At 30.3% G+C, this 18,952-nt stretch carries 17 protein-coding genes; 3 read left to right on the forward strand and 14 right to left on the reverse strand.

Translation table 11 applies throughout. The features are described 5' to 3' along the window. Nucleotides 1–108: 108 nt before the first annotated feature. Together H3Z83_RS09600 and H3Z83_RS09605 are read right to left on the reverse strand one after the other, a co-directional pair. Nucleotides 109–825: a 3'-5' exonuclease gene (locus tag H3Z83_RS09600; RefSeq protein ID WP_182125272.1), complete on the reverse strand. Its 717-nt coding sequence runs from the start codon at nt 823–825 to the stop codon at nt 109–111. Then, entirely contained in the window at nt 815–2,575 is a 1,761-nt protein-coding gene (locus H3Z83_RS09605; protein WP_182125273.1) for a DUF4153 domain-containing protein, read from the reverse strand. Before H3Z83_RS09605 ends, H3Z83_RS09600 begins: the two co-directional genes overlap by 11 nt. Before the next feature lie 155 nt (nt 2,576–2,730). Here H3Z83_RS09605 and H3Z83_RS09610 point away from each other — a divergent pair, with 155 nt between their 5' ends. Together H3Z83_RS09610 and H3Z83_RS09615 are read left to right on the forward strand one after the other, a co-directional pair. Then, a complete protein-coding gene (locus H3Z83_RS09610; RefSeq protein WP_182125274.1) occupies nt 2,731–3,429 on the forward strand; it encodes a response regulator transcription factor in 699 nt (232 codons plus the stop codon). 61 nt (nt 3,430–3,490) lie between these two features. After that, nucleotides 3,491–4,534, forward strand: coding sequence for a sensor histidine kinase (locus H3Z83_RS09615; RefSeq protein WP_182125275.1), 1,044 nt, complete (start codon nt 3,491–3,493; stop codon nt 4,532–4,534). 64 nt (nt 4,535–4,598) lie between these two features. On the opposite strand, the gene H3Z83_RS09620 is transcribed toward H3Z83_RS09615, so the two are convergent. The 5 genes from H3Z83_RS09620 to rnpA all read right to left on the reverse strand — a co-directional run bounded on the left by H3Z83_RS09620 (nt 4,599) and on the right by rnpA (nt 10,420). Next, the gene (locus H3Z83_RS09620; protein ID WP_182125276.1) at nt 4,599–5,087 is read right to left on the reverse strand and encodes a hypothetical protein; all 489 of its coding nucleotides are present in this window, start codon (nt 5,085–5,087) and stop codon (nt 4,599–4,601) included. Between the two features lie 210 nt (nt 5,088–5,297). Beyond that, entirely contained in the window at nt 5,298–6,572 is a 1,275-nt protein-coding gene (purD, locus tag H3Z83_RS09625; protein WP_182125277.1) for a phosphoribosylamine--glycine ligase, read from the reverse strand. Between the two features lie 128 nt (nt 6,573–6,700). Next, entirely contained in the window at nt 6,701–8,380 is a 1,680-nt protein-coding gene (locus H3Z83_RS09630; RefSeq protein WP_182125278.1) for a DUF6909 family protein, read from the reverse strand. A gap of 41 nt (nt 8,381–8,421) precedes the next feature. After that, the gene (locus H3Z83_RS09635) at nt 8,422–10,047 is read right to left on the reverse strand and encodes a S41 family peptidase (protein ID WP_182125279.1); all 1,626 of its coding nucleotides are present in this window, start codon (nt 10,045–10,047) and stop codon (nt 8,422–8,424) included. Further along, a complete protein-coding gene (gene rnpA / locus H3Z83_RS09640) occupies nt 10,037–10,420 on the reverse strand; it encodes a ribonuclease P protein component (RefSeq protein ID WP_182125280.1) in 384 nt (127 codons plus the stop codon). Before rnpA ends, H3Z83_RS09635 begins: the two co-directional genes overlap by 11 nt. A 129-nt stretch (nt 10,421–10,549) precedes the next feature. Between rnpA and H3Z83_RS09645 the strand changes: the two genes are divergently transcribed. Then, nucleotides 10,550–11,728, forward strand: a complete 1,179-nt coding sequence (locus H3Z83_RS09645; protein ID WP_182125281.1) for an acyl-CoA dehydrogenase family protein — start codon at nt 10,550–10,552, stop codon at nt 11,726–11,728. Between the two features lie 63 nt (nt 11,729–11,791). On the opposite strand, the gene H3Z83_RS12985 is transcribed toward H3Z83_RS09645, so the two are convergent. From H3Z83_RS12985 to H3Z83_RS09675, 7 genes are all read right to left on the reverse strand, one after another. After that, nucleotides 11,792–11,926 (reverse strand): hypothetical protein, encoded by a 135-nt coding sequence (locus H3Z83_RS12985; protein ID WP_262889562.1) that lies wholly within the window; start codon nt 11,924–11,926, stop codon nt 11,792–11,794. 328 nt (nt 11,927–12,254) lie between these two features. Continuing rightward, nucleotides 12,255–12,797: a pyridoxamine 5'-phosphate oxidase family protein gene (locus tag H3Z83_RS09650; RefSeq protein WP_182125282.1), complete on the reverse strand. Its 543-nt coding sequence runs from the start codon at nt 12,795–12,797 to the stop codon at nt 12,255–12,257. Between the two features lie 10 nt (nt 12,798–12,807). Beyond that, nucleotides 12,808–14,289 (reverse strand): glycerol kinase GlpK, encoded by a 1,482-nt coding sequence (gene glpK, locus H3Z83_RS09655; protein WP_182125283.1) that lies wholly within the window; start codon nt 14,287–14,289, stop codon nt 12,808–12,810. A 1,150-nt stretch (nt 14,290–15,439) separates the two neighbouring features. Next, entirely contained in the window at nt 15,440–16,117 is a 678-nt protein-coding gene (locus tag H3Z83_RS09660) for a response regulator transcription factor (protein ID WP_182125284.1), read from the reverse strand. Further along, on the reverse strand, nt 16,110–18,053 hold the full coding sequence (locus H3Z83_RS09665) for a tetratricopeptide repeat-containing sensor histidine kinase (RefSeq protein WP_182125285.1): 1,944 nt from the start codon (nt 18,051–18,053) through the stop codon (nt 16,110–16,112). The genes H3Z83_RS09660 and H3Z83_RS09665 overlap by 8 nt, the downstream gene beginning before the upstream one ends. Nucleotides 18,054–18,102: 49 nt before the next feature. Further along, on the reverse strand, nt 18,103–18,249 hold the full coding sequence (locus tag H3Z83_RS09670; protein ID WP_182125286.1) for a hypothetical protein: 147 nt from the start codon (nt 18,247–18,249) through the stop codon (nt 18,103–18,105). 134 nt (nt 18,250–18,383) lie between these two features. Beyond that, nucleotides 18,384–18,914 (reverse strand): RNA methyltransferase, encoded by a 531-nt coding sequence (locus H3Z83_RS09675; RefSeq protein WP_182125287.1) that lies wholly within the window; start codon nt 18,912–18,914, stop codon nt 18,384–18,386. Nucleotides 18,915–18,952: the final 38 nt, after the last annotated feature.

The raw sequence follows: 18,952 nt of genomic DNA on the forward strand, positions 1-18,952 counted from the left end.
AAATATCATCAACAGGTTAAAAAATAAAAAGGAATAGGGGACTATTTCTTTAGCAATTTTCTGAGTTAAATGTAATAATTATCGTCAACTAAACAAAAAGTATTTTACTTAAATGGTTACAATGTTTTTATCATCTAACAAAGGTTTGTTTAAAAAACGTAGTAACAACTGCGCAACCGCTACAGTATCGCGTTCGCAATATTCAACAATACGAGGCAGGTTTTTTTCTTTATAATACACATTGGCTACTTCGCTACCATCAATATCTTGTTTGGGTGAGGGTATGCCTAAAATAGAGGTTAATAATTTTAATGAAGTAAAATGTTTATAATCGCCAAATTTCCACAAGTCCATCGTATCTAAATGTGGTATTTCCCATGGTTTTTTACCAAATAAGTTTAGTTTTTTAGGTAAATCTACTCGGTTAATAATCATTCTACGTGCTATGTACGGAAAGTCAAATTCTTTACCATTATGCGCACATAGTAGGTGTTTGTTTAAATTAAAATGCTTGTCGATTAATTCTTTAAAATCGGTTAAAATTTTAGTTTCATTATCGCCATAAAAAGAAGTAACTCGTAATTGGTTTATACCGTCTCTTTCTATAAAATACCCAACAGAAATACAGATTATTTTACCAAACTCTGCCCAAATACCCGCGCGATGGTAAAAATCTTCAGCAGAAACTTCATCTTTACGTTGGTATTGTGTTTTTAAGGCATATAGTTCTTGCTTTTCCTCAGATAAATCTTCAAATAATTCTATCTCAGGTACCGTTTCTATATCTAAAAATAAGATGTTTTGTATGTTGGTTTTATTCAGCATTTTCTTTAATTAAAATATAGGTGTTAGCATTAACCATATAGTTTTTGTCTTCTTTGTTTGGGTTAGGCATAGAAATACTTTTAAACAGCATCTTTACTTTTAATGAAGCTATTTCTTTTTCTAAAGTCATTAACGAACTATCAATATTATAGTTTTTATCTTGTTGTTTAAGTTTATTAATTAACTCAGAGCAGTTAATATTACCAATAAGCTCATCTTCTTTCCAAATTGCAATTATATTCGATTCTTCTTGTAACGAAAAGCGATATTTATCAATTGTTTTTTCTTTTTTATTACCACTGTTTCCTAGATAAATATTTTTCAACAAATCATAACCTTTTATATCTATTAGCATATTAAACTCATTAATACTATAATGGTAGTTTCGATACTTATCTGCTGGTTTATCGGTAACTTTAATAGCCAACGTATCCATTAATTTACTTTGTAACTGCCAACTGCTTTTAGTATTAAATGCTGTTGACGGTTTGTAACCTAAAACAGGTGCTACTTTATCTATTGCCTCTTTTTTATTTAAGTAATTAATAATAGATCGTAATTGGTCTTTCTTCTGATAAGTGGTAGTAAAATCAGTATTTTTAATATCGTTGTATACTTTTTCGAATCTCGAAACCTGACTTTTGGTAGACACCGAAAATGCGCCCCAAAACCCTAATGAAACTACTAATGCAATTGCAGCTAAACTTAACGGAAAAACGCGTATTCTTTTATGTTTACTAAACAACATATACAGTGTCATGGCTAAAATCCACAAAGCTAAAACCAATACAAAATAACGGTTTTCGGTAATTCCGTATTCGTTTACTCTCTTAAAAATAGCTACAAATAGCAATCCTATTAAAGGCAATAATAAATAGTAAAACCAAGGATGGAATCTTTTTATAGGACGCGAATCTGATGTTTTCTGAATCGGGTTTATTAGTATTTGAATGATAAACCCAAGAAACGATAGCGCAATTACTAAGTACGAAACCCATCCTTTAGGTAAGTTCCAGTTAATTACAATTTTTAAACTGTAAGCATATAAAATGATGAGGTATAAAATTACTAGTGGAATTAAAATATACTTTACCAATACTTCTAAAGCTTTGGTATAATCTATCGCTATTTGCGAGTGAATATCTTTTGGGAAATCAGACAAGTAAATCCAAGTATTTACAATACCTAAACAGATAATAAATATCTGAAAAAAGCGCTCTCCTTTAATATCAACATTAAATAAATGTTTTACAGCAAGTAGTGCTAAAACGATTCCTAAATACAGAATTAAAGAGAAAAACAAGCTTCGTACAATAGCAACAAAAACCGATTTTAGGTAATTAAAATAAGCCGATTTATTCCATTTTAAAATAAAAGGAGCTACAAACACCATTAAATGCCCACTGATAAAATAAAGAATAAAACGAATAATAAATTCATTATTAAAACGTGTTTTATCGCTAGGTAAATGAAAATAAAATGCCAACATAAACACAAAAGGAATAACCATAAACCACTCTTTACTGGTTTTAAATTGTTCCTCAAAAAAACGTGCTGCGATAAACCAACTAATTCCGAGTATGAATGTTAGAATTATTTTACCGTAAAAAATGTCATCAAAATCACCAGATTCAACAGTATATATAGTAAACAAAGTTCCTAGTATTGCCCATGAAATAGTTACAGGAAAACGTTTAAAAGCATCTTTAGTTTTGGATGATATTTCACCAAAAGAAGGAATAAGTTTCATAGAAAACAATTTGTATAAAGATACAAAAAGAGTTAAAATTTCTAAATTTTAAAGCCAATGTTTATTAAAGATTAAAAGAACGTTAAGTTAAATAAGACTGTACAACATTTGTAAATTAATCGTTACTTTTGGGTAACACAATATAAAAACAAACTATGAATACTAGCGATGTTAAAATTTTACTTGTAGATGATGAACCAGATATTTTAGAAATCGTAGGTTATAATTTAAAATCAGAAGGATATCAAGTATTTACAGCTGAGAACGGAATAGAAGCTGTTAAGAAAGCTAAAAAGGTACAACCTCATTTGATTTTATTAGACATTATGATGCCAGAGATGGATGGTATCGAAGCATGCGAAAAAATTAGAAATATTAAGTCGTTAGAAGATGTAATTATTTCTTTTTTAACTGCTCGTGGTGAAGATTATTCGCAAGTTGCAGGTTTCGATGCTGGTGCCGATGATTATATTACCAAACCAGTAAAACCAAAAGTATTGGTTAGTAAAGTAAAATCGTTATTACGTCGTTTAAAAACAGAAGAAAAAGGAGATGCTACCACCAAAATAGGTGATATCGTTATTAATAGAGATGAATATGTTGTTTTTAAAGGAGATAAAAAAATAGCATTACCAAGAAAAGAGTTCGAACTATTTTCGTTATTAACTTCTAAACCAGGAAAAGTATTTAAAAGAGAAGTTATTTTAGATAGTGTTTGGGGTAACGAAGTAGTAGTTGGAGGTAGAACAATAGATGTACATATTCGTAAGTTACGTGAAAAAATTGGAGACGATTTTTTTAAAACCGTAAAAGGAGTAGGGTACAAGTTTGTTTTAGAAGATTCTGAAAAATAAAAAACTAAAAATGTAGATTGCTCAACAGCAATCTATTTTTTTATATTAATATATTTAATAAGTGAAAAAAATAAAAAAAACATACAGGTATGCACTTTGGTCGGCATTTTATTCTACCTCGTTATCTGTTATAATCGCTTTACTTTCTTACCTTTTTTTAGTTAATTTATTAGGTGTAGGTACTGTACTGGTTTTTGGGGTAGCAATGTTTGTGGTATCTTTTTTTGTTATACAATACAGAGCAGAATATTTTATTTATCAACGTGTTAAAAAGTTGTACGAAGACATTTCTATTTTAGATGTTAATGATTTAGAAAGAAAAAAAGTAACAACAGATATTGAAGCACTAACCAAAAGTGTACAAGAATACGTACAAGGAAAAAGTGAAGAAATAGCTTTATTAACTCAACGAGATTCTTTTCGTAGAGATTTTTTAGGAAATGTAGCCCACGAATTAAAAACACCATTATTTACCGTACAAGGTTATATTTTAACTTTAATAGAGGGCGCTGCTGAAGATGAAGAAATAAGAACAAAATACCTTAACAGAGCAAATAAAGGAGTAGAAAGATTAACCTCTATTATTAAAGATTTAGACATGATTGCTAAATTAGAAACAGAGGGAATGAAAATGAATATCGAAACATTTAACATCTTAGAATTGATACAAAATGTGTTCGATTTATTTGAAATGAAAGCTAAAAAACGAAATATTAATTTGGTTTTCGATCGTATTTATGAGTTCCCTTATTTTGTAAAAGGAGATGTAGAGAGAATAGAACAAGTACTAATCAACTTAGTTGTAAATTCTATAAAATATGGTAAAGTAGGTGGAACAACTACGGTAAGTATAGAGTCTTACAACCCAAATAAATTTATTATTAAAGTAGCTGATGATGGTGAAGGGATAAAACAAGAACATGTTTCTCGTTTATTTGAACGTTTTTATAGAGTAGATCAGAGTCGTTCTCGAGAACAAGGAGGTTCTGGTTTAGGTTTGTCGATTGTAAAACATATTATCGAAGCTCACAATGAAACAATCCTTTTAAAGAGTGATTTTGGTAAAGGATCAGAATTCTCGTTTACTTTAGAAAAAGAGATGTAAAATAAAATTAATAAGAAGGGTTAAGTTAGAATAACTTAACCCAACGTAATATAATAAGTTTAATCTATTCTTCAAAATTTATAAACTCTGTTGAATCTAAAATTATAAACTCCTTTGAATCTGGTAGATAAGCCATTTGAGCAGCACATACAGTAGCACATCCACCAGCATCTAAACATTTTTTTGCCAGTTTTCCACATTTCCACGCTGAAGAACAATCTTCACTCCAATTATCACTACCAGTGCCTCCCATTTCACATGAAACAGTATAACCTTCGGCCTTAGCAGTTTTTCCAGATAAATAAATAGGGTATGGAAATTCTTTTTCTTTTGATTGTAAATATTCTATAGTTTCATTCTCTTTGTCATAGGAATATTCAATATAAATAACATTCTTTTTTGAGGTTTGTAACTCCATAGATGAAACTTTATCGAAAAACTGAGTTATACTCATTTCTTCAGCTTTTAAGTCATTAAGATCATCATTTGATTGACAAGAAACGATTGCTAAAAATAAACTCATAGCTATCATTTTAAAAAATAGTTTTTTCATAATAAAAATTTTTAAGTTAAATAATTAATCATGCATGATATAGCTAAACTATAGTAGAATGAATAATTATGCAATACCCAATAACCCTAATTGACATCTAAGGGTTAACCCTAATGAGGTAGGGTTAACCCTATTTTTATTAACAAATTAAGGTGTAATGTCTTGTTTTTGCAAGACTTTATGAAAATCCGGTTATGTTTTAAGTAGGACTTACTTTAAATCGAATCCAATATCTTTTCGATAATTTATTTTATCAAAGGTTATTTTATCGATGCTTTTATATGATTTTTCTAGCGCTTCTTCGATTGAATTTCCAAAAGATGTAATTGCCATTACACGACCACCATTAGTAACAACTTTATCGTCTTTTATAGCAGTACCTGCATGAAAAACTATTGAATCTTCTACTGCATTAAAACCGGTAATTTCTTTTCCTTTTTCGTAGGCTTCAGGATATCCGCCAGAAACTAACATTACAGTAGTTGCTGTTTGTGGTGTTACCTCATAAGATTTTTCGTGTAAATTTTGATTTGCTACTCCTTCGAATAAATCTACTAAATCAGATTGAATTCTTGGTAAAACAACTTCCGTTTCAGGGTCACCCATACGAACATTGTATTCAACTACCGATGGATTTCCATTATCATTCATTAATCCGATAAAAATAAATCCACGATAGTCAATTCCGTCTTTCTGTAAGCCATTTACAGTAGGTTTTACAACTAGTTCTTCTACTTTTTGTAAGAAATCATCTGTAGCAAAAGGAACTGGAGAAATTGCTCCCATTCCGCCTGTATTTAAACCAGTATCTCCTTCGCCAATACGTTTGTAATCTTTGGCAGAAGGTAATATTTTATAATTCTTTCCGTCAGTTAAAACGAAAACAGAAAGCTCAATACCTTTTAAAAACTCTTCAATAACTACAGTAGAGGATGCTGCTCCAAATTTTTGATTCGAAAGCATTTCTTCTAACTCAGATTTAGCTTCTTCTAAATCGTTTAAAATCAAAACACCTTTACCAGCTGCTAATCCATCTGCTTTTAAAACAAAAGGAGGCTCTAATGTTTCTAAGAAACTTTTTCCTTCGTTTAAAGTAGCTGAAGTAAATGATTGATATTTTGCAGTAGGTATGTTATGTTTTATCATAAACTGTTTCGAAAAGTCTTTACTTCCTTCTAATAAAGCTCCGTCTTTTTTAGGGCCTATTACAGGAATGTTTTTCAACTCATTATCAGCTAAAAAGAAATCATGTACACCTTCTACTAAAGGAGCTTCAGGCCCTACCACAACCATGTTTATATTGTGTTGTAAAACGGCTTCTTTTACTTGAGGAAAATTGGTTGGACTTAGATTAAGATTTGTAGCTATTTCATTGGTTCCTGCGTTACCAGGTGCTACAAAAAGTTTGTTGATTTTAGTGCTTTCAGAAAGCTTTTTAGTAAAGGCGTGTTCTCTACCACCTGAACCTAAAATTAAAATATTCATTTTGTGTGTTGTTGTGTTGTTGTGTGCAAATATAGAACAATACCATTTCTTATTTTAAAGAACAAAGACCTCTTTTTAAATTAAAAGAAGTCTTTGTTTTAAGTTTATTTTTTGCTGTTTATCAGCGATTAAAATATTTGTTCTAATATTTTCTGAGTAATAGCATAAGTTGGTGTTACACCACTCATTCCTAAACCTCCAGAAGCAAGTGTAGCACCCGTTTCTAGCGGGTTATCCGAAGCATAATACGCATAACGTACTTTTATATCTTCACGCACGTTTCCTCTAATTTTAGAATTAGACTGAATTGCTTTTTGGTAATGAGCTCCTTCCATTTCTAAACCGATAACATTCCATGTTGAATCGTGAAAGAACTTTAATAAATCTTTATTTTGTAAAGAAGTACCTAGCACACTAACCATAGCACCGTCAAAAGATTGTACTCCGAAACCTTCTAAATCTTCTTTAGTTAGTTCGTTGTTAAATGGATAGTTATCTGCAGTACCTTCAAAAATATGTGAAGAAGGAATCATAATATCTCCTTTACCACCTTCTAAAATACCAGCTTTACCCATAATTGATACAGAAACAACATCTAAGTGTATAGATTTCCCTCCTGTTTTATATGGTTTTAAAAGTTCATCCATTGTTTCGTAAGCTTGCTCACCAAAAGCATAATCCATTACTACAATAACAGGTTTCTCTCCAATAGAATTTTTCTTTTCGAAAGGAGTAGTGTTCATATCTATTTTTTCAGTATCAATAATTTGTACATTGATATTGGTACCTGAAGTATCTTTTAAATAGATCAACCCGTTTTCTGAAGCGTAGTTTTTAACAGCCTTTTGTAATGGTTGACTGTTAGAATTACTTAACACTTCGAACAGTTCAAAACCTTTATGTTTTTTAGCCTCTTTTGGTAGTGCGTTTGGTGCATAAATAGAGTTTAAAACACTATGCATGTTTGCACTAATAATATGAATTGGACGCTCTAATAAATCGTTTTCTAATAAGTTCTTTTTAATATTATTTGCCCAAAGTTCACCATAAAAGTGATGTCCTATTTCTTCGTTTAATACAGAACTAAACTTTATAGAACGCTTTTCATCAAATAAAGCTTCATTAATGGCGAGTTTACCTAACCAGTAAATTAGATGGAAGAAACGATTTGGGTTGTCTTCTGTTGAGAATGTATTGTAAGCATCGTAAACTTCATCATAAGTTCTTCCTAAAATATTACCTAGGTGAACTACAATAACATCTTTTTCTTCATCAGTAAGTGTTTTATTATATAAAACAATGTCTTCTAAATGCAACCACTCACGAATAAAACCTTTACCGTTGTTAATAACTACACGTTCTTTAATTTTATGAGATTCAATAAATAAGAAAGTAAGGTGGGTAAGAATATCATAAATTTCTGATCGCCCACGCGTAATTTCAATATTCATTTGATCTTTATCAATACGATAACAATTACGTCTTCTTTTAGGAGGAATAATTACTTCGAATTTAGAATTTCTAAATCCTTCATCGGCAGTTAAATTAATAAACTGACATTCTTCTATTCCTTCTGGTAAACGTTCGATTACGTAAACTAATCCGTTTAATTCTGTTTTATCTTCAGCAATCGATCCATAGATCTCTGGGCGTAATGATAATAATGATTTTCTTAATGTTTCACCAGATACTCCCATTGGTTTATAAAATCCACGACTAAATAAGTGTCGCATAGAAATGTATAAACGCTCAATGGCATTTGTAGATTCTTGTGCTCTGGTACGTTCTTTATGGTTAGGTTTTGACATATGTTTTTTAAAGGTCAAAGATACAAATTATGTAGTTGATGTTATTTGGTTAAAATGCTGCGGTATTCTTTTTGGTTTTTTAATAAATCAACAGCTTTTTTAATGGTTTTATCATTTTTTAACTGATGCTTATACATCCCCTCTTTATAATTGTATCGTTTTACAATTTCGTTTTCTATTTCTTTTGAAACAACATCTTCATTCAAAGCTATTTTAGTTACTTTTTCTTCTTTCAATTTTTGAAGAATTGAGTTGAAATCAGTAGTAATTTCATTGTTGTTTTTTACTGATTTATAAGCTTTCTTAAATAATTTTTCTTCTTTAGTTACAAAAGCAGTATCCTTTGTTAAAAGGTAGTTTTTAAAATTATTAAAGTTTGATGGAGTAAACGCGAAACCTTCACTAGATATTCTTGAGGTTTGATTCGCAAAATCTGTAACAAAATTAAAAATAGCTTTTGATTTTAATAACGATTTTGTTTCATCCGTTTTTTTAGAGAAATCCATTTTTACATCAGGAGTTACACCACCACCATCATATACTGTGCGTCCATTTTGAGTTGTAAATAGATTTACTTCACCATCAGAAAATTTAGGAACTTTTCCTGTTTTTAAATCACGATTTGCATAATCTAATTCTTGAATACATCGTCCACTAGGTGTATAGTATTTAGAAATTGTAGCTTTCATTTGCGTACCATAATTCAATTCAAAGTAACGCTGTACTAAACCTTTTCCAAATGATCGTTCACCCATTACCACAGCACGGTCGTAGTCTTGTAGTGCACCAGAAACAATTTCGGAAGCAGAAGCTGAGCGTCCATCAATTAATACTACTACTGGTATTTCGGTATCTAAAGGTTCTCTATTTGTTTTATAAGTTCTACTATTTTTTTTAATCTTTCCTCTAGTATCAACAACTTTTAGCCCTTTAGGAATAAATAAATTGGTAATATTTACAGCATCGAATAAAGAACCTCCTGGATTGCTACGTAAATCGAATACCAGTTTTTTCATTCCTTTTTCTTTCAATTCTTTAAATGCTTTAGAAACTCCTTCGGTTGCTTTTCGGCTGGTAAAACGAGTTAAAATAATATACCCTGTTTCATCATCAATCATATCGTAAAAAGGCACAGGATTTACAACAACCTTATCTAAGGTTAAATTAATGTTTTGAGTTTTCCCATTCCTATCAATAACTAAAGAAATTTTCTTATTGGGAGTTCCTTTTACCATTTGAGAGTATTGACTTTTCTCAAGCTCAGCTAATTCTTGACCATTTACAGTAGTAATAAGGTCACCAGCTTTTAAGCCAGCTTTATCAGCTGAAAAACCTTTATAAACTTCTGCGATTACAATTCCTTTTTTTATATAAAATGAAGAAATACCGATACCACCATATTCTCCTTCTCTACGAATACGAGCGTCTTCAACTGCTTGCTCATTGTAAAAATTAGTATAAGGATCTAAGTTTTTTAAGGTGTTTTTAATTGCTTTATTAGTAAGCTCACCAGGGTTAATTTCATCAATATAATTAATGTTTAACTCTTTAAATAAGTTGTTGTAAATCTCAATTTGTTTGGCGATTTCAAAAAATCGAGATTGAAACGAGAATAGGAGCGAGATAATAACGAGGGATCCAACAAAAAGTATTTTTCTATTTTTCATCCTTAGAAGTTTCTGCTAAAAAAAGCGTTAATAATTTCTTCATTTTATGCTCTAAATCGGCATATTTCCATTCATCCTTTGCAATATAAGAAATCATAAACACATATGGTTCTTTAACCCCATCGTAAACAACTTGTTTTTCTTTTCGATATACTTCTCGTAATAAGCGTTTTATGCGATTACGATCTGCTGCTTTTTTAAAATTTCGTTTAGGCACAGAAACACCAACTTGTACAGGAAATTTCATTTCCTGTTTCGCTGGCACATACACCATTCGTAAAGGAAAAACTTTTATAGATTTTCCTTCTTCATATAACTTTCCGATTAATTTTTTGCTTTTTAATCGCTCTTCTTGTCCTAATGTAAACCTCATCTAATACAAACATACATAAACCTATAGTAAAAACCATTTTTTTACCTATTTTTGAGACAATACACTTTTAATTAAAAACAGGTGTATTTAATTACCCTTAAAACAAAAACTAAATTATATAAGAAACTTATGAAACCCGATTTATTTCAAGCGCCGGATTATTATCAAATAGATGATTTGTTAAATGAAGAACATAAATTAGTTCGTGATGCCTCAAGAGAGTGGGTAAAGCGAGATGTGTCGCCAATTATAGAAGAGTATGCACAACGTGCTGAATTTCCAACACAAATTATTGGTGGTTTAGCAGAAATTGGAGCTTTTGGACCTTATATTCCTGAAGAATATGGAGGAGCTGGATTAGATCAAATTTCTTATGGTTTAATTATGCAAGAAATAGAACGTGGTGATTCGGGTGTTCGTAGTACGGCTTCCGTACAATCGTCTTTAGTAATGTATCCTATTTGGAAATACGGAAATGAAGCGCAACGTAATAAATATTTACCAAAATTAGCTTCTGGTGAATGGATGGGATGTTTTGGTTTAACGGAGCCTAACCACGGATCGAACCCTGGAGGAATGGAAACGAAGTTTAAAGATATGGGAGACCACTATCTTTTAAATGGAGCTAAAATGTGGATTTCTAACGCACCTTTTGCACAAGTAGCAGTTGTTTGGGCAAAGAATGAAGAAGGAAGAATTCACGGATTGATTGTTGAGCGTGGAATGGAAGGTTTTTCGACTCCAGAAACGCATAACAAATGGTCGTTAAGAGCATCTTCTACTGGAGAATTGATTTTTGATAATGTAAAAGTTCCGAAAGAAAATTTATTACCTAATAAATCAGGATTAGGAGCTCCATTAGGTTGTTTAGATTCTGCTAGATATGGTATTGCATGGGGAGCGATAGGTGCTGCAATGGATTGTTATGATACTGCTTTAAGATATTCGAAAGAAAGAATGCAGTTTGGTAAGCCAATAGGTCAGTTTCAACTACAACAAAAGAAATTAGCTGAAATGATTACTGAAATTACCAAAGCTCAATTATTAGCATGGCGATTAGGAGTACTTAGAAATGAAGGAAAAGCAACTTCTGCTCAAATATCTATGGCTAAACGTAATAATGTAGATATGGCAATAAAAATTGCTAGAGAAGCTAGACAAATGTTAGGTGGTATGGGTATTTCTGGAGAATATTCTATTATGCGCCATTCTATGAATTTAGAAAGTGTAATTACTTACGAAGGAACACATGACATCCACTTACTAATTACAGGATTGGATGTTACTGGGTTAAATGCCTTTAAATAAAAAAGAAAAAGAGTTCCGTTTTTAAACGGAACTCTTTTTTTAATCTACTATTAAAAACCAATATTACTTTTTTTTCTTACCGCTATTAACAAGAATTAAAAGAGTAGCGATCAACCCTAAACAAACAAAACCAAAGATTGCTATCATAATTGTTCCGTTTGTCCAAGAAACTAAGGGGATATTAACCAACTGTACCATTACCTTATATTTTACTTCAAAAATAAGTCTAGCTATTAGTTTAAAATATGATTTTTATCAGGGTTTGAGAATTCTCCAATAACTTAGTTATGTTTCTATTGTTTTGTTTAATAACCTTGTCCATTTAAAACCAAGTTTAAACAATAAGAAAATTAAGACAAAATAACCTCCATTAAAAAAAAAATAACTAAAGTGTATTTACCAAAATAACCATTGATTAACTGTTTAGCTGTTAAAAATATGTTTGGATTGAGGTAAATCGCACGGAGAGAATATATTGTTAGAAAACAAGCAATTAATAAAAAAACAAACCCTAATATTTTTCTCATTATTCTTTAAATTTAGTATTCAAACCATCAATACTGGTTTGATTTCTATCTTTCCAATATTGCTCAATATTCTTAGGCCCTTTTTCTTCTGCCCAATCTAGTAATTCATTTCGTTCACCTTGATACTCGTAAAAAGGGATAGACATTCCACAGGAGGTTTGAATACTCTCAACTGCTACATCAAAAATTTGTCGCGTTCCAGATAAAGATGGAAATTGAGAAATTAAATTGTCCCACTCAGGATTTTCAGGTAATATTTCAGTGGCTTTTCCATATAAACGTAGAATATTAGGAGCGTCTTCAAAAGCACAAAACATAATAGTTATTCTGTTGTCGTCTAATAAATGTGCTGAGGTTTCGTTACCACTTCCTGTAACACTTAACCAAGCAACACGATTTTCATTTAATACTCGAAAAGAGTCCATGCCTTTTGGAGATAAATTAATGCGTCCGTCTTTAGGTGAAGTAGCCACAAAAAACACTTTTTGAGCTTCTATAAACTTCTGAATTCTATTGGTTATTTTATCGTAAAACTTAGCCATATCTTAATATTTAATCAATCCAATCTTTAGTGCGTTCAACAGCTTTTTGCCATTTGGCATATAATTTTTCTCTTTTTTCGTTTGAAAAAGTAGGAGAGAAGGTATTACTAATTTTACGTCTATCTAGAATATCATCTTGTTTCCATAAACCAACACAAATTCCTGCTAAATATGCAGCACCCATTATAGTTGTTTCAATAATTTCTGGACGCTCTACTTCAGTATTTAAAATATCTGCTTGAAATTGCATTAAATAACTATTAGCACAAGCACCACCATCAACTTTTAAAGATGTCAATGCTACTTCGCTATCTTTTTGCATTACATCTAAAATGTCTTTGGTTTGATAAGCTAACGAATCTAAGGTTGCTTTGATTAAATGATTTTTACCTGTATCGCGAGTTAAACCAAATACAGCACCGCGAGCATACATATCCCAATAGGGTGCACCTAAACCAGCAAAAGCAGGAACTATATATACAGGGTTTTCTTCTTTTATACTTTCAGCTAAAGCTTCACTTTCTTTAGCATCGTTTATAATTTGTAATCCGTCTCGTAACCATTGAATTGCAGACCCAGCAACAAAAACACTTCCTTCTAAAGCATAATATACCTTATTATCTATTCCCCAAGCGATGGTGGTTAACAATCCGTTTTTAGAATATTCGAGCTCTTCACCAGTATTCATCAACATAAAACACCCTGTACCATAGGTGTTTTTAGCTTCACCTTTGTTAAAACAAGCTTGACCGAATAAAGCTGCTTGTTGATCGCCAGCAATTCCTGCAATAGGAATTTGAACTCCATCTAATTCGTAATTTCCAAAATGATGCGAGGATGGTTTAACTTCGGGAAGCATAGATAATGGAATTTCTAATTCTTTTAATAAAGTTTCACTCCATGTTAAGTTTTTGATGTCGTATAGCATTGTGCGAGAAGCATTACTATAATCGGTTGCATGTACAGCACCATTAGTTAAGTTCCATAACAACCAGGTGTCTATAGTTCCAAAAAGTAAATTCCCCTTTTCTGCTTCAGTTTTTGCGCCATCTACATTGTTTAAAATCCAATTGATTTTAGTTGCAGAAAAATAACTATCGATAACCAAACCTGTAGTTTTACGAATATGATTTTCTAATCCTTTTCCTTTAAGATGTTCACAAATATTAGCGGTACGCTTATCTTGCCAAACAATAGCGTTATAGATTGGTTTTCCTGTTTTTTTATTCCAAACAACAGTTGTTTCTCGCTGATTGGTAATTCCGATTCCTACAATTTCTGTAGCTTTAATATTGGCTTGTTGAATTACCTTTTTTAAGGTAAAAAGCTGAGTTTCCAAGATTTCTAAAGCATTATGTTCTACCCAACCAGATTTTGGAAATATTTGTTGAAACTCTTGCTGATTCATAGCAACAATTTCTCCAGACTCATTAATAATTACCGAACGAGAACTCGTTGTACCTTGGTCTAACGCAACAATATATTTAGCCATTTAAATTGTGATGAAAGGTTAAAACAGCAATTTACAATTTATACTTATGAGAATAAAAAAACCTTCTAGATTTTCTAGAAGGTTTACATTTTGTTGGTTAGTTTTGCTTAGTGTCTTAAAGCATAACTAGCTCCTTTTCCAAACTCTGATAAAGTAGTTGAAAATTTATTTAAAATTCCCGTTGTCTTTTGTAGTAATAATTTCCCCATTTTCCTCTTTTTAAATCCCTTGTTTTTTTGTTCAAAATGAACGGTACAAAAGTATATTAGATAAAGAATATTGCAAAGAAATATTATGTGTTATCTTAAGAAAAACGAGAGCTGTAATAATATGTGTAGATTACTGTGTTTTTAATAAATTAAGCTCATTTTTGATGATTTAAACTCAGTAAAAAGAACATTTTATTGATTATAAATTTTCGGTTTTCTTGAGTTTTATAAAGAAAATCAACTCCTTATAGGTTTTTTCGTAAGATAAAAGGAGAATTAAGTGTTTTTATAAAGATACTATATTGTAAATTTATTGTTAAATAATAAAAAACCTTCTAGATTTTCTAGAAGGTTTACATTTTTGTTGGTTAGTTTGCTTAGTGTCTTAAAGCATAACTAGCTCCTTTTCCATACTCAGCTAATGCTGAAAAAAAACTATTAATCCCCTTAGTAGTTTTTGTAAGTAAAAATTTCCCCATTTTTTTACGTTTTTAAATTCCCCTTAATGTTTTGTTCAAAAGAACATTACAAATGTATGTTAGAAGTTTAGATTTAAAAAGGGGATTTCCGCTGAAAAAAGTGTGATTTTCCGAATTTATAAAATGTTATAAATAAAAAAACCTTCTAGAAATTTCTAGAAGGTTAATTTTTCCCCTTAAATATCCTTTTTCATTGTAGAACGAAAATTGATACTACAAATATATGTTAGAGCTTTAGGTTTAAAAAGGGGATATCCGCTGAAAAAAGTGTGGATTTCCGTGAAGAGTATTTTTGTGTAAAATAAATAAACCTTTCAAGCATATGCCCGAAAGGTTTATTTTATATCTCTTCTTTTTTCAGAATTTTCCCCAAGAGTGATTGAATTCTGAGGCAAAGATATAATGATGTTTAATACTATAAAATGGGATTTCCGCAGAAAAAAGTGTGGATTTCCGCAAAAGTTAATCTATAATTCCTAATTCTTTGGCTTTCAATACTAAGTCAGTATTATTGTTGGCTTGTAAATCGGTACGAAGTTTAGCTAGCTTGCTTTCTATAGCACGTACTTTAACTAAAGAACCATCTCTTTTTTTAACCGAACCTTCTAAGTTAGAAATTTTAGCATGTTTAGGTAGCTCTTTTAAAATTTGAATAGCTACTTCATCCATTTGGATTTCTACCAAAGCTCTTTTTAATAGTTTTTGATGAATTTCGTGCGTGTAATACACTTCACCCTTTAACATTTTTTGAATTGCAAAGGTTAATTCGTCTGTACTACAATTACCTTTTAAAATATAAGCAGAAGGATTTAAGTTATTAATTACATTAAACACCCTGTTAATTTCTGAATGTCCTGTAATTACACCAGTTTTAATATCAATTTCTTCTTTTTGAATGGCTTTAATTAAAGCTTCACCTCCATCTAAAACAACATTATCATTATTATTATCAAAACTTAAATCGGTAAAAACAATATGGAAAGGATTGTCGAGAGCACTCGTTTTTATTTTTGAAAAAGCTTCATCGCAAGAATTTACAGTCTCAATTTCTAAATTGTCAATGTCTTTTAAAAACGAAAGAATACCTTCAATAATTAATTGATGGTCATCAACTAGAAGTATTTTAGTTTGTTCAGGCATTTAAGGGTATTTGAATATTAGTTTTGGTTCCGTTACCTACTTCGCTATCAATTTGTAGAGTTCCGTTTAACTCTTCAACACGTTCTTGTAGGTTCTGTAAACCAATTCCTTTTTTACTGATATTAGTATCAAAACCGATGCCATTATCAGTAATATTCAAATGTACATATTTTTTTTCTAGGGTAAAATCTATAGTTAGTTTACTTGCCTCGGCATATTTTTTACTGTTTTGTATACTTTCTCGAGTACTTAAATATAGTAAACGCTTAATAGCATCATTAATAGTTTGCCACTCGTATTCTTGTAAACCTGTAACCGTTATTCTAAAATCAAGTTCAAAATAATCACTGACTAGATTAATAATTTGGTCTTTAAAAGAAACCTTGTCAAAACTAACACTACTTAACTGATGCGATAAATTACGTACATTGTCTTTAACTGTATCTAGCTTTTGTGCTTCTTCTAATAAGTTTGATTTTTCTAATTTTTGATGTAATAATCGTAAGTCTCCTGCAACTTCATCGTGTAAGGATTTTGCAATTTGTTGTCGTTCATGTTCTCTTGCTTGTACTCTTTGTAACTGAGCTTGAAATAGTAATTTTCTTCTTCGTTGTACAAAAAACATAATACTTAAAACGAATAAAGAAATGCCACTTGCAGCTACTAACCAACCAATTAATTTCTGTTGTTTTTCATAAGCTATTTCTGCTTGTTTTTTTTCGTTATCGGTTTTTAAAACCGTGTTTTCTTTTTCTTTTTTATCAGTTTCGTATCTAATTTTAGCAAACTGATTTTTTAATTGACGTTCTTTTTGAAAGAGACTATCGTTTAAAGTAATATATTCTCGTAAGTATTGTTTCGATTTTTCTCCTTTAGTTAGTTGAGAAAGATTTTCTAATGCCTCTAACCATTTTTTGTTGTTATGGGTTTGCTTAGCGTATTTTAACGCTTCATCGGAATAGAAAATAGCTTTTTTATTTTGTTTTAAATCTTTGTAATAATTTGAAATATTAATAAGAGTAGCTGAAAGTTTTCCAAACTCTTTTAGTTTTTTCCTAATATTTAGAACATGACTATATTGATGTAATACACTATCTTTTTTATTTAATTTATAATTACTAAAAGCTAGATTTTCTAATAGCATGGCATATTGAGAAAAGTATTTTTTTTTAATACTATCTTGAAATAATCCTTTTTTAAAGTAGAGAATTGATTTTTTATAATCCTTTTGATTTTGATATAATAAACCTAAATTGTTAATTATATATAGGTACCCTAAATTATTTTTATTTATGGTATTATATTTTAGAGATTTTTTATAATACTTTAAAGCTTCTTTAGGCTGGTTTATTTCTTCAGAAACTAATCCTAGACCATTATAAACCCTTTCTAAATACATGTTAGATTTGATAGGGTCAAGGTATTTTAAAGCTTCTATAAAACTAATTTCAGAACCTAAGTAATCTTGTGCATCTTTTTGCAAAAAACCTACACTTAATAATCGTCTACCTATAGCTAAAGAGTCTTTAATTTTTTTAGAAATATTAATAGATTGGTAGTAATAAAAATAAGCGCTGTCAATATTTAATAAAATTTTATTTTCAAGAGCTTTGAAATGTAGTTTTTTAGCTAGTAAAGAAGAATCTTTATTTTTTATGTAAAGTTTAGTAATATTTTTATTAGAAAACTTTAAGTTTTCGAGAGCTTTATTATAAAAACTTTCTACACCTAATTTAATATTAGTGTCTTTTATTAAAGAATCAAGATTAGATTTATCTGCAAAAAAAACAGCTTTTTTAAGCAAAGGAAGTTTTTTACTTCCATAAATTTTATCTGCTTTTTTTAAATAATAAGAAACAGAATCAACATCTTTAGATTGAGAAAATGAAATAGATGTTATTAAGAAAAGAAGAAAAAAGAAGGAAATTTTATTCATAAAACTAAAAACACCTTACTTTAAATGAGTAAGGTGTTGTTTTTTATAGTTAAGATTTTCCATCGCCACCTTGACCGCCACCAGTACCGCCACCTGTACCTCCGGTGCCACCAGTATCGCTACCACCACCAATACCACCAGTATCACCACCAGGGTTTAAAATCATTTCCACTTCTTGTAAATTCTTGTTTTCCATAATTATAGGGTTTTAATTAAACAATTTTTGTGGGGGATTAAAATAAGTCTCTAATGTATAGTGTTTATGGGAGAAAGCCAAGAAATTAACAAACTTTTTAAGGTTGTTTTTCAATTATTGATAGTAATTAACCTTTATAAGGTAATTTTGGCAAATAAATCCCAAAGTACAACTCCACAACTTACTGATATATTTAACGAATGCTTGGTTCCTAATTGAGGTATTTCAATACAAGCATCAGAAGCAGAAACCACTTCTTGCTGAACTCCTTTTATCTCATTTCCCATTACAACAGCGTACTTTTTATTTGATAAAGGCGTAAAATCATTCAGCATGGTACTATTTTCTGCTTGTTCTATTGAAGCTACAAAAACACCATCACTTTTTAATTGATTAACTAAAGTTAACGTATCTTCTATATATTCCCATTCAACTGATTCAGTAGACCCTAAAGCAGTTTTATGAATTTCTTTGTTTGGAGGCATTGCAGTAATACCGCACAAATAAATTTTTTCGATTAAAAAAGCATCCGAAGTTCTAAAAACAGAACCAATATTATTTAAACTACGGATATTGTCGAGCACCACAATAATGGGTGTTTTTTTAGTTTGTTTAAATTCCTCAACTGTTTTTCTACCTAACTCGCTATTCTTTAGTTTTCTCATAAAAAATGTTAACTTTCAAATCGAATATTTATCTTCGC

The sequence above is a fragment of the Tenacibaculum pelagium genome, from assembly GCF_014062345.1.
Lineage (GTDB): Bacteria > Bacteroidota > Bacteroidia > Flavobacteriales > Flavobacteriaceae > Polaribacter > Polaribacter pelagius.